This is a genomic window from Proteiniphilum sp. UBA1028, from assembly GCF_002316955.1.
GTDB lineage: Bacteria > Bacteroidota > Bacteroidia > Bacteroidales > Dysgonomonadaceae > Proteiniphilum.
This window is the reverse complement of sequence record NZ_DCEN01000043.1, coordinates 1-12,336: the sequence shown is the minus strand read 5'-3', so window position 1 is coordinate 12,336 and position 12,336 is coordinate 1. Positions and strand designations below refer to the sequence as shown.

Genomic DNA, 12,336 nt, shown 5'->3' with positions numbered 1-12,336 from the left:
GCGTCATCAACGAGTACAACAACGGCAACCTGGCGAAAGCAGTCGCACACCAGAACTTCGCACAAGAGGTGATCAACGTCATTGCCCGCTACAGGGGCAATATCGTGGCCGGCAAAAGAATCATGAAGCTGATCGGGCTTGACCTGGGCATAAACCGCACGCCGTTCCAGAATGTAACTGGCGAGGAGGAGTCAATTATCCGGAGAGAGCTGGAAGCAATCGGATTTTTTGAAGCCTGCAACAAGTTCTGAGAGAATTATTCCACATAGAGCGTACAATCGAGTAGGAGGAAAACTACTTCGTTTTCCTCCTACTCGATTTCGGATATCTATCTACCTGAGAACATATCCCAATATTCATTTCTCAGGAGGTTAAATTTTATTTTGAGACAGCCTCAATTCTGCAAATATGCAGTCTATAAAATTAATGACAAGATTGTCAGTCGAACATCTTCCTGAACTTGTTAAAGACACTCTTGCGTGCGGAGGCGGAAGGGACAAAGCTTTCCGACCTGTTCATCTCTTCCAGCTGCTTGCGTTCCTTGTCGGTGAGGTTCTCCGGCACGTAGACGTTCACGTTGATCAGCTCATCGCCCCGTCCGTAACCGTTCACCGAAGGCAGTCCCTTGTTGCGCAAACGGAGCACCTTGCCTGGTTGTGTCCCCGGCTCAATTTTCACCTTGGCAAACCCGTCGATGGTGGGCACCTCTACAGCACCTCCCAGGGCAGCAGTGGGGAAGCTAAGGAAGAGATTGTAAATCACGTCGTTCTCATCGCGTATCAGGTTGGGGTCCTGCTCCTCCTCGATCACGATCAGCAGGTCGCCGTTCACCCCCCCCCTGCGGGCTGCATTGCCCTTTCCCGACATGGAGAGTTGCATTCCTTCGGCTACGCCGGCAGGGATTCGGATGTTGATCACCTCTTCCTCGCGGACAATCCCTTCACCGTTGCAGTGTGCACACTTTTTCGAGATCGACTTGCCCTCGCCATTACAGGTGGGACAGGTAGAGGAGGTCTGCATCTGTCCCAGGATGGTGTTGGCCACACGGGTGACCACGCCCGATCCGTTACAGGTAGAGCAGGTGCTCAGGGAGGTACCATGCTCCGATCCATTGCCGTCGCAATGCGAGCAGGAGACATACTTCTTCACCTTGATCTTCTTCTCCACACCATTGAGGATCTCCTTGAGGGAGAGCTTCACCTTCACCCGCAGGTCCGACCCCCGGTTCACGCGCCTGCCGCGTTGGGCGCCACCAAAACCACCAAAGCCGCCAAAGCCGCCAAAATGACCACCAAAGATGTCTCCAAACTGCGAGAAGATATCGTCCATCGACATGCCACCTCCAAAACCTCCGCCGGATGCAGCCCCCCCCACTCCGGCATGACCGAACTGGTCATAACGGGCACGTTTATTCTCGTCGCTCAATACTTCGTACGCTTCTGCTGCTTCTTTAAATTTCTCTTCCGACTCTTTGTTACCGGGATTTTTGTCGGGGTGATATTGAATGGCCTTCTTGCGGTAAGCTTTTTTTATCTCTTCGGCTGTAGCGGTCTTGGCGACTTCCAGTATTTCGTAATAATCTCTTTTTGTTGACATCTTATTCTCCTACGATTACTTTTGGAAAACGGATGATTTTCTCGTTCAGGGCATATCCTTTCATGATACAATCAACAACCACTCCTTTCTGAGATTCATCCTGCGCCGGTATGGTCGTTACAGCCTCGAAGCGATCGGCATCAAATGGAAGTCCAATGGTTTCTATCTCTTTCACGCCATGCTGCTTCAGGAAATTAATAAATTTCCCGTAAATAAGATCCATACCCTCCAACATGGCATCCTTGTCTTCGGCTTCGTGAAGGATGACGAGCGCCCGTTCGAAATCATCCACCAAAGAGATGATATCAAGCAACACACGTTCGCCGCCGCTTTTAATAAGATCGGCCTTCTCCTTCAGGGTGCGCTTGCGAAAGTTGTCAAACTCCGCATGCAGGCGAAGATAGCTGTTGTTCAGATCATCGTATTTCTGTTGCAGTTCGTCCTGCTGTTTCTGGTCCGCCACGGCAGCATCTGTCAATTTGTCCTCATTCTCTTTGCTGACAGTCGCCTCTTCGTCGCGCGTCACTTCTTTGTTTAACTCCTCATCCCGCTTCCGGGGATTTGTATGCTGATTATCCTTTTGCATCATATTTATTTGTATTTACCAACTAAAGCCACTGCAAATAGTTTGCCAAAAAAATGCCGCTTAGCAAAGGCGGCCTGTCACAGGAATATTTCGCACCACTCATCAAATATCTCCACCTGGTGCCATCCGTGCTTACTAAGGTTTTCTCTGATCTTTTTTATCGGTTTTTCTTTTCCCAATTGAGATTTCGAGTAAAACTTATCCGCAAAGCAGATGATCTTTTCCTCCAGGCTTACCGGTCGCATATCTCTGTGAGGGATGGGTAGCTTACGGTTAATGATTGTCTCCAGACTAAGCCCCGTACCGGTATGCCGTTCACACACCCGTCCGTGTTTTGGAAATCCTTCCAGTGTGAGCAATTCCCTTCCCAGATAACCGTGGCAAATATAGGGAAAAGAGCCTTCACAGGCAATATGGGGCGCATTGGTCTGAAAAATGCCTATGTCGTGAAGCATACCGGCCTCCTCAATAAACCTGACATCGACTGCCAATTCCGGATGATTTCGTGTAATGGAGAGCGCTTTATCCGTCACACTAGTCACATGCGAGAGATAAATATCGTATAATTTTGTCCCCTCTTTATAGTATTTTCGAATGATTGTCAGTGGATCCATAAAAGCAACTTTCCACCTCTTTAAAGCGGGACTACATATTTTTTCATTGCCTCGTCCTGAAGCGATTTTGGCACGGCAAGCTTCACCTCTTCAGTAATGATGTTGAGAAGGCGTTCCCGAAAAAACTCTTTTCGAGTAACAAGACTCACTTCGCGCACGGGGGTACTATTTTTAAAGGGACGGACGTTCTTCGTCTGTGTTTCGCTCAGGTTGGTCAGCGCCATCTCGGGGATGACCGTCAGTCCCTCATTCTTATCGACGATATTGATAAGCGTATCAATGCTACCGGCTTCGTACGAAAAAATAGACTGCTGGTTACCCCCTCTACGCCTCCTGAGGTTGCAGAGATGTAAAATCTGCGTCCTGAAACAATGCACCTCATCGAGCAGCCACAGCTTGGCCGTTGTCAGGTCGCTCTCGTCGAGCGATGTCTTTGCATAGAGTGCTCGCTCCCGGGGTGAGACATAGGCAAAAAAGCGTTCATAATAGATAGGATACTCTCTGATGGCCGGTTCTTTCAACGGTGTAGCCAGGATGCCTCCATCAAGGGAGTCGTTCGAGAGTCCTTTCAATATCTGATCGGTGGTCAGCTCCGAGATCACAATACGGATATCGTATTTGTTTTCACGGTGTACCTGCATCAGCCTTGGCAGAAGGTAGGGCGAAATGGTTGGTATGATTCCAAGACGGAATATGCCCTTTATGATCCCCTTTTCTTCCTGCACGATCTCTTTGATCTGGTTCACCTGAGCAACGGCTACCCGCGCCTGATCAATAATGCGCTTCCCTATTTCGGTGGGGTGCACAGGCAATTGTGAACGGTCGAAAATCTTCACTCCAAGTTCCTCCTCCAGCTTCTGGATCATCATGCTCAGCGTGGGTTGCGTCACAAAAGAAGCTTCGGCAGCTTTGGAGAAATGGCGGTAATTATCAACGGCAATAATATATTCTAACTGCTGTATGTTCATGGCATCACCTGTAATTGGAGAAATATTTCATAAACTGCACTCGCTCATAAAGCGAAGGATTTTTGATGTTCCGGTAGTTCAGTTTACCCCTGAATTCTTCAATCCGCTTATAATTGTTTTGCCGCATCCATTCCTCCATCAGGGTAAGCATATCTTCAATCACTCCCGGCCCATGTTCGTATAAGGTGCTGCATAGTTGAATTCCACCGGCTCCGGCAAGGATTCCCTTGATAGCATCCTCCCAGGAGTGCACCCCATAGGAGCAGGCCACATCGAAGTCGGGCACCCTTCCCGTCACAATGGCAGTCCATCGCAGGGTATCGCTAAAATCGGAGGGGTTACTGAACACCGGGCCCGAGGTTATCTCCATGTTCTTTATGTCGATATCAAGCTGATAGAAACGGTTGAAAAGAACGGCTCCTTTTGCACCCAAAGATTTAAGTTTCCCCACAAGACCGGGCAGGTTGCTGATATTTTTAGCCATCTTGATGACTATCGGTATCCGCACCACCTTCTTCAACTCCCTGACAATGTTCACATAAGAATCTTCCAGATAGGTATCGCCGAATTCACCGGCGTTGAGGACAAAAACATTCAGTTCCAGTGCATCGGCCCCGGCATCCTGAATAGTTTTGGCGAAATCGATCCATCGTGACGATTTGTAGCAGTTGATGCTGGCAATGATGGGCACATTGCATGCCTCTTTGGCCGAGCGAATCAGATCGAGGTATTTCTCTATGTGATTCATCTCGATGTAAGCATTGATATAATCGGCTGCTTCGGGATAGTCAGTCAGCTGAGAAAGCTTCTCGGAATGTTTCTCGATCTGCTCCTCGAAAAGAGATTTCAGTACAATGGCTCCGATACCGGCATCTTCCAGTTCTTTAATCTTTTTAACTGAATTGGTCAGTCCGCTGCTTCCTGCAATCAGCGGATTCTTCAGGTGTAACCCTGCAAAGGTCGTTTCTAAATTAATCATGAGTGAACGAATGTTTTCCAAATTTATTGATCAACAAAAATAAACATTTTTATCGATTAAATTGATACCCTGCCCGGGAAATAAACAGGCCACCCGGCTGGCCGCCGGCAGCTATCGGTCACCAAAAATCAGTGTCCCCAGGCGTACCATGGTGCTACCCTCTTCGATCGCAATCGTGTAGTCGCCCGACATCCCCATCGATATCTCCTTGAAAGAAGAATCCTCCGCGAAATAGTTGGCTTTATATTCATCGAACAGAGACTTCAAAAACCGGAACTCGCTTCTTACATGTTCCTCGTTATCGGTAAAGGTGGCCATCCCCATCACCCCGACAATCTGCACGTGCGTACATTCCCTCCAGCTGCCGTTGGCCAGGAACTGCCTGCACTCGTCGGGGGAGAAACCCGACTTGGTCTCCTCCTCGGCAATGTGTATCTGCAGCAGGCAAGGTATTGCCCGGTTGTTCGCTGCGCCCTGTCTTTCAACCTCCAGCATCAGCCGTTCACTGTCCAGGCTGTGAATCAGCGACACAAAAGGTGCAATCTGTTTCACTTTGTTCCGTTGCAGGCTGCCGATAAAATGCCACTCAATATCCCGGGGCAGTTTGCGCTGTTTTTCCATCAGCTCCTGCACACGGCTCTCGCCGAAGATACGTTGTCCACTGTCATAAGCCTCCTGGATCATCGAATGAGGATGAAATTTGGAGACCGCCACAATGGTCACCTCCCGGGGGACGGTTTGCCGCAACGTGTCGATATGGGACTGAATGCTCATTCTGCAGTTTCTGTTGCCTTTGTTCCCGCGTAGGGAAATACATCCATAATCGCTGTTTCGTTCACGGCAGCAAACGTATAATCGATCATGGTCTTCTTCATTTCCGCCTCCACGATCTCCACCGCCTCCTTCAATTCAGTAGCCTGCACCAGCATGTTCACTGCCGTTTTCTTCTCGGAGCCGCTCTTTTCATCAAGCGTAAGGAAATAAAGTTTTGCCTTGAAATAGCGATCACCCGTCTCGTTGAAAAAAGACTCCGTATATTTCACCCGCTTGATGTCGGACACCGAAAACTCGCCCGAAATAAACGGTTTTATCTCTTCAATAATTCTCGCTTCTGCCTCGGTGAACGACAATGCATCCACCAGATAGGGCTCGGTCACCGTTTTTTGCATGCCGGTTTCCAGCATCTTATCGTATCTTATCTTACACTCAAACCAATTGTACATATTCTGTTTTATAAATTTTTCTATGGGTCACAAAGGTACAAATTTTGTGCTAAAACAATATTTTTTCAATGTGCCAAATCTTCGGGAGGTACACCAACGGTGACTGAACAATCTTTGCTGGCACCAGGTATAATGAGAACAGTATGGAAACAATACGAACAGGGAGAAGAACAAAGGGTGCCAGAAACCGCATAAATGCCGAAAATAGATACAAATCACTGTTGAATAAAGAAAATTACACCATATATGCAACTTTATGCACCTCCGCGAAAGAGATATCCCCTACTTTTACCGCACATTTATCATCGCGTGATCAAACGAAAAACAAAAAAACACAGAATGAAGTCTTTTCAAAAATGGGTATTAGCGGCAATATTATCTGTTGCATCAGTGCAGGCATATGCTTTCAGCTCTGAGATTTTCACGGTAGAGTTGCCGGACGGGGAAACAACAACAGTACGACTCTGCCTTCCCGAGGCGGGCGAGATAGACAGGATTGTTTTTGCGGTCCACGGGACCGGGCCGTACACCTATTTAACCCAAAGGCAGGGTTTCAATTACTACGACGTGCTGGCAGAGGGATTTTGTGAAAAAGGTGTCGGCTTTTTCTCCTACAATCGCCGTGGCGTTGATTTGGGCGACACGGGGCCCTGGTTCGACACGGTCGATAGCCTGAGATATGCCCGGTATGAGCCCCATACCGAAGCCGCCGATGTGGAAGCCATGGTTGCTTTTTTGAAAAATGACAAACGTTTCAAAAACTGCAAAATCTTTCTTTACGGAATAAGCGAGGGCACCATCATCGCCTCGATGGTTGCTGAACGTCAAAATGTAACAATTGACGCATTGCTGTTACACGGGTACGCGCACGAAAATATGCTTGACATTATTAAATGGCAGAACACAGGCAATGGAGCGATGGTTTTGATTAATTCCATATTTGATAGAAACGGGGACAAGTCGGTAAACAGGGAGGAGTATGAATTCGAAGATCCCGTTGTCACAGCCTATCGGGGGCATTTGTTTCAAAATTTGCCTTTTGATTCAGTGAACGTTGTAAAAGACAATGTGATCAACATCGACGACATTGCCAAAATGCGGGAGCCTGTTCATCATATTTTAACAACAAAAATCAGGGATCACGAAGAGAGCTGGATCTGGAAAAATTATTTTCGTGTAACCACAAATTGGTTTAGGGAGCATTTTGCGCTTGAACCAAACAAAACGAGACTTTTGCGAGTGAACATTCCCATCTATGTATTTCACGGGAAAGACGATGCAAACGTTCCGGCAGAGGGAGTCTATGACCTTGAAAAGAGGTTTGACACTTGCGGAAAATCAAATTTGAAAACCTTTGTGTTTGACAGACACAACCACGATTTGAATTTTCAGGACTGGGTTGCAACAAAGAGCTACTCTGAAGGATTGCAAAAGCTATTCAATACCTCAGCAGAAATTTAAATGCCGCACCGCAGACAATTGCGATTGCATTTTCCATCCATCCATATAAAAACCGAACAAAAATAAATGCGTATGAAACGAATCTTAATTACAGCAGTCCTTGCTACTTATAGCTTGGCCATCTGTTTTGGACAGATCAGCGGCAGGCAATGGCTCAACCTGAATTATGCCGGTGACGAAAATGAATACCACAACCTTGACATTCATTTGCCCAACCTTGAAAGGCCTGCCTATAAGGCAATCATCGTAATCTATGGCAGCGCATGGTTTGGCAACAACATGAAACAATTCGCCTTCGACACCTTTGGAAAGCAGTTGCTCGAAAGTGGTTTTGCCGTGATAGCAATCAACCACAGGTCAAGTTCCGACGCTGTTTATCCAGCCCAGATCAACGACGTGAAGGCAGCCATTCGGTTTGTTAGAGGAAATGCAGAGCAATACAACATTGACCCTTCCTTCATTGGCATCACTGGCTTCTCGTCGGGTGGTCATCTTGCATCGCTGGCAGGTGCATCGAACAATGTGAGAGAGTTTACGGTAAACAATACGAGTGTCGACATCGAAGGAGATGTGGGCAACTACACCTCATACAGCAGTGCTGTGAATGCCGTGGTGGACTGGTTTGGCCCCATCGACATGGCACTCATGGACAATTGCAAGGGGCCCAAGCAAGGGAACTCACCCGAAGCAGCACTGATCAGAGGCAACCCCGCCGACAACCTCGACCTGATCGCGCTGCTTAACCCGATCACTTTCCTGGACAAAACAGACCCTCATTTTTTGGTGATTCATGGCGAGGCAGACAATGTAGTACCCCATTGCCAAAGCGAACTTTTCGCCAAGGCACTGGATGAAAGAGAACTGCTGACCGAGTTTATCTCTGTCCCCGGTGGTCAGCATGGGCCGGTCACCTTCAACGAAGACACTTTTCAAAAAATGATCGATTTCTTCCTGAAAGAAGCCAATAAAAACAATGACTCAGCTGTTCAATAAACTATATTTACCATGAAGAAGAAACAAAAAACCATGCTCCTGACAGCAATCGCAGTGATGTTCACTGTAGCGGGGCTACAAGCACAAACCGGCAGGGCATGGAGTCAACATGACGAAGCCGTTGCACGCGATACCGTTCGCAGTATTGACCGGTACTTTACCCCTGCAACCAAAGCCGTAAAAGCCCCGGACGAGGAAGGTTTTATTCAACGCTGGTTATTGCTCGAGCCAATTGAGACAGCCGTTCGCAGCAACACCATTTTCACCGACAGTTACCTGCGAAATGCGTTTGACACCCTCTATTTCCAGAACCAGTTCACGCTTCTTCCCAGAGACGGAGAGACAGTAAAGGTAGGAGGACGGGATCTTACCTGGCATGCCCTGGACAGCAAATTATTCAATGTGAAGCTATTCCGGTTCGCCTATGGATTACATAAACCGGTATACGGCGTGCTATTTTGGGCCGTGACCGTGATCAACAGTCCCGTGGAAATAAAAAACGTAAGGCTGTCCGCAGGGTCCAACTCAGCGTCCATGTGGTGGCTGAACGGAGAGGAGGCATTGCTGCTTTCCGGCGACAGGCGCATGGTGATGGACGATGGCCTCTCTCACCGCCTGACACTCAAAAAGGGGAGAAACATCCTTCGGGGTGCCGTGATCAATGGCCCCGGAATGAGTGACTTCTGCATCCGCTTTCTCGACGAGCAGGGAGAGCCGGTCAAAAACATTCAAATCAGTTGTGAGTAATAATAACCCTCAATGCCATAATCATATGAACTTTCACCATACATTAAAAGCAGGAATAGCAATCTTATTCATCTTCATTGCCGGGGCAGTGACGGCACAGATCGGAAAACCATTTATACACGATCCATCAACAATCATGGAGTGTGAAGGCAAATATTACACCTTCGGCACGGGCGGTGGAGGGTTAATTTCGGATGATGGCTGGAGCTGGAACAGCGGCGCCGTAAGGCCCGGAGGAGGTGCGGCGCCCGATGCCATAAAAATCGGAGAACGATACCTGGTTGTCTACGGCGCAACCGGTGGCGGCCTGGGAGGTGGTCATAACGGCAGAATACTGACCATGTGGAACAAGACGCTCGACCCCACATCGCCCGATTTCAAATTTTCAGAGCCTGTACTCGTCGCCCAATCCGACGGGGTGGAAGACAACGACGCAATCGATCCTGGATTGCTGCTGGATCCAAACGATGGACGCTTGTGGTGTTCTTACGGAACCTATTTCGGATTTATTCGTCTGATAGAGCTCGACCCCGCCACCGGAAAGCGGGTTGAAGGAAATGAAGCAATCGATATTGCGATCGACTGCGAAGCCACGGATCTGGAGTACCACGACGGATGGTATTATCTCCTGGGCACGCACGGCACCTGCTGCGATGGCGCCAACTCCACCTATAACATCGTGGTGGGCCGTTCCAGGAAAGTAACCGGCCCATACCTCGACAACATGGGGAGAGACATGCTGAAAGGAGGTGGCAAGATGGTTCTTGCAGCCAGAGACAGATTCATTGGCCCCGGACACTTCGGGCGCGTTGTGCTTGAAGAGGGAGTGGAAAAGATGTCCTGTCATTATGAGGCCGATCTGGATCAAAGCGGCCGCAGCGTCCTGGGCATCCTTCCCCTACTGTGGAAGAATGGATGGCCTGTTGCAGGAGATAACCTCCGGGAAGGGACCTATGAAATAGAATCCGAAAGAAGAGGCTACGCACTGGAACTGGCGGTTGATTTTGTACGGATGCCCGGCAGGATGCGCGGGTTCAACCGCGACAACGACGAGCCGGTAAAACCCATTGCGTCGCAGCAGCTGGATGATGTAATACAGACCTGGCCTGCCGGCAACATTGGCGTAAGAATAGGAGATTACATGGTCCGCCCGCATCAGCGATGGACAATCACAGCCGTTCCCGAAGCAGGAGGCTACCTGGGTGGCCCCTATTACAAGATTACCATCGCCGGAACCAACAGGGCTCTGGCAGCAACGGCCGCGGCAGAAGTGATCACCGTACCCACATTTACCGGAGCTCCGGAGCAGCTGTGGCGCATCGACCAGCTGACCGACGGGACCTATCGGATCATGCCCAAGACGGTTCCCGATTCAAACGAAAAGCTGGCGCTCGTTTCTTCCGGTGACAGCACTCCCACCCTCGCAAAATTTGACATGAGCAGCGACAACTCCAAATGGAATTTCAGGGATCACTAGCAAACGAAGTTCCATTCACTGTACACCGACGAAAAAGGGCAAAATCCTGATTATTGAATTTTTTTTTCTAACTTCGTCATTGGTTTATCAGACCATTGCCAAAAGCTGCTTCGATTTTGAGTCAGCAGGGTAGATTTATTCCAATTTTCTAACAAGACAACAATGCATATCCTACAAAAGTAGCGTTTTGCCAGAGGCAGGCAGCCATCAGCTTTACAGATTAAAACAATTGAGATACAGGATGATTGGAACCCTTGTAAATACAGCCGCCGTGCTGGGTGGCGGAGTGATCGGGATGCTGTTGAAAAAACGGATGCCGGAGCGTATAACCACCATTTATTTTCAGGCGATAGGACTTTTTACGCTGGCCATAGGAATAACCATGGCTGTTGAGATGGAGAACATACTCATTGTGGTGAGCAGCCTTGCAGTAGGGTCTCTGCTGGGCGAATGGTGGGACATAGAGAAAGGTGCCGAACGGATGAGCGACAGCCTGAAGAGCCACTTTCACATTGGTAGTGAAAAATTCTCCGAGGGACTGGTTACGGCCTTTTTGCTTTTTTGCGTGGGGTCCATGACCATTTTGGGAACCATCCAGGAAGGCACCGGCGGCTCACCCGACCTCCTTTACACCAAATCGCTGATGGATTTTTTCTCTGCCATCCTGCTTTCCTCCGCATTTGGAGTGGGCGTTGTTTTCTCCGCACTCCCCCTGTTTATTTTTCAGGCGGCCCTTACCCTCCTCGCCGGATACGCCGGAAGCTTCTTCACCGATGAGATCATTCTCGGACTCACCAGCGTGGGAGGCATACTACTCATAGGCCTCGGCATCAACATCCTGGGGATAAAGAAGCTCCGCATCATGAATATGTTGCCTTCGCTGGTGATGGTCGTGCTGCTGATCTGGATTTTTCTCTAATCAGAAGATGGGCAAGTACACAGCCCATTCATCGTGATTGGCAGAAAAGCCGATGCTTACCTGCCAATCGTGTATCGAAGCGTAGCCCCAAAGCGGGTAGGATACCCCCTTTGCACAAACTGATTCACCTTTCCGGTGGTCATGTCCGATGCTTCAAAAAGGAAGGAGTGGTAGTCGGTGTTGAAGAGGTTCTTTGCCCAGAGTTCGAGCGAGAAGGCACCTCTCTCGGCAGAAATGCTACCGTTCACCAGCCCATAAAAAGGCTGATACAGCGCTACCCCTTCATCCCCAGCCTGAGGCGTCGTCTTATTCGATTCTGTCCAATAAATTTTTCCCACTCCGGTATACTGGATGTTTCCGATCAAGCGGTCGATCAGCGCCCCCTTGGCAAAACTATGCACATAGCTGGTACCCAGGCTTACCGTATGCCGGGGAGCAAACGGTACATGATTCCCAGAGTAATCCACATCCTCAGCCGCTTCATAATCTACAAAACGCGCATCGGCAAATCCGTAGTCGGCATACAACGACAGGTTCTGCAAAGGAACATATTTCAGACTTAACTCAAATCCTTTGCTTTCCGATTTTCCGGCATTCTTTACCGTGCGACCGGAAGTTCCCTGATCTTCCAGTTTGATGATCTGAATATTGTTGACACGGGAATAAAACAATGCATAATTGAGCGACAACCTGTTTTCAAACATCTCATATCGTCCACCCAGCTCATAGGTCCAGCTGGTTTCCGGATCATAGGAGAGCTGTTCTTCAAGGGT

13 protein-coding genes and 1 pseudogene are annotated in these 12,336 nt (G+C 48.8%); 6 read left to right on the top strand and 8 right to left on the bottom strand.

The annotated features are described in order from the left end of the window. Positions 1-251 (top strand): annotated as a pseudogene (locus tag B3Z75_RS07380) (N-acetylneuraminate lyase); the annotation flags it as partial. A 187-nt stretch (positions 252-438) separates the two neighbouring features. Here the strand turns inward: B3Z75_RS07380 and dnaJ are convergent. The 7 genes from dnaJ to B3Z75_RS07345 form a co-directional block, all read right to left on the bottom strand. Then, positions 439-1,596, bottom strand: a complete 1,158-nt coding sequence (gene dnaJ, locus B3Z75_RS07375) for a molecular chaperone DnaJ (RefSeq protein WP_294069333.1) — start codon at positions 1,594-1,596, stop codon at positions 439-441. A gap of 1 nt (position 1,597) precedes the next feature. Next, positions 1,598-2,185 carry a nucleotide exchange factor GrpE gene (locus tag B3Z75_RS07370; protein WP_294069330.1) on the bottom strand — a complete coding sequence of 196 codons (588 nt, stop codon included), beginning with the start codon at positions 2,183-2,185 and terminating at the stop codon, positions 1,598-1,600. 74 nt (positions 2,186-2,259) lie between these two features. Beyond that, a complete protein-coding gene (locus tag B3Z75_RS07365) occupies positions 2,260-2,796 on the bottom strand; it encodes an HD domain-containing protein (RefSeq protein ID WP_294069327.1) in 537 nt (178 codons plus the stop codon). Between the two features lie 20 nt (positions 2,797-2,816). Then, positions 2,817-3,764: a hydrogen peroxide-inducible genes activator gene (locus B3Z75_RS07360; RefSeq protein WP_294069324.1), complete on the bottom strand. Its 948-nt coding sequence runs from the start codon at positions 3,762-3,764 to the stop codon at positions 2,817-2,819. Between the two features lie 4 nt (positions 3,765-3,768). Then, complete coding sequence (locus B3Z75_RS07355) at positions 3,769-4,743, bottom strand: dihydroorotate dehydrogenase-like protein (protein WP_294069322.1); 975 nt, start codon at positions 4,741-4,743, stop codon at positions 3,769-3,771. A gap of 111 nt (positions 4,744-4,854) precedes the next feature. Next, on the bottom strand, positions 4,855-5,517 hold the full coding sequence (locus B3Z75_RS07350) for a YggS family pyridoxal phosphate-dependent enzyme (protein ID WP_294069319.1): 663 nt from the start codon (positions 5,515-5,517) through the stop codon (positions 4,855-4,857). Then, positions 5,514-5,966, bottom strand: coding sequence for a DUF4494 domain-containing protein (locus B3Z75_RS07345; protein WP_294069316.1), 453 nt, complete (start codon positions 5,964-5,966; stop codon positions 5,514-5,516). The genes B3Z75_RS07350 and B3Z75_RS07345 overlap by 4 nt, the downstream gene beginning before the upstream one ends. A gap of 339 nt (positions 5,967-6,305) precedes the next feature. Here B3Z75_RS07345 and B3Z75_RS07340 point away from each other — a divergent pair, with 339 nt between their 5' ends. The 5 genes from B3Z75_RS07340 to B3Z75_RS07320 all read left to right on the top strand — a co-directional run bounded on the left by B3Z75_RS07340 (position 6,306) and on the right by B3Z75_RS07320 (position 11,563). Further along, the gene (locus B3Z75_RS07340; protein WP_294069313.1) at positions 6,306-7,427 is read left to right on the top strand and encodes a hypothetical protein; all 1,122 of its coding nucleotides are present in this window, start codon (positions 6,306-6,308) and stop codon (positions 7,425-7,427) included. 72 nt (positions 7,428-7,499) lie between these two features. Beyond that, a complete protein-coding gene (locus tag B3Z75_RS07335; protein ID WP_294069310.1) occupies positions 7,500-8,420 on the top strand; it encodes an alpha/beta hydrolase in 921 nt (306 codons plus the stop codon). A 12-nt stretch (positions 8,421-8,432) separates the two neighbouring features. Then, positions 8,433-9,167 (top strand): acetylxylan esterase, encoded by a 735-nt coding sequence (locus B3Z75_RS07330; protein ID WP_294069307.1) that lies wholly within the window; start codon positions 8,433-8,435, stop codon positions 9,165-9,167. A gap of 25 nt (positions 9,168-9,192) precedes the next feature. Continuing rightward, entirely contained in the window at positions 9,193-10,644 is a 1,452-nt protein-coding gene (locus B3Z75_RS07325) for a family 43 glycosylhydrolase (protein WP_294069302.1), read from the top strand. 241 nt (positions 10,645-10,885) lie between these two features. Continuing rightward, positions 10,886-11,563, top strand: a complete 678-nt coding sequence (locus B3Z75_RS07320; RefSeq protein ID WP_294069299.1) for a DUF554 domain-containing protein — start codon at positions 10,886-10,888, stop codon at positions 11,561-11,563. A 56-nt stretch (positions 11,564-11,619) separates the two neighbouring features. Here B3Z75_RS07320 and B3Z75_RS07315 read toward each other — a convergent pair. Continuing rightward, positions 11,620-12,336: TonB-dependent receptor domain-containing protein (locus tag B3Z75_RS07315; RefSeq protein WP_294069296.1), on the bottom strand; the 717-nt coding region annotated here is incomplete at its 5' end.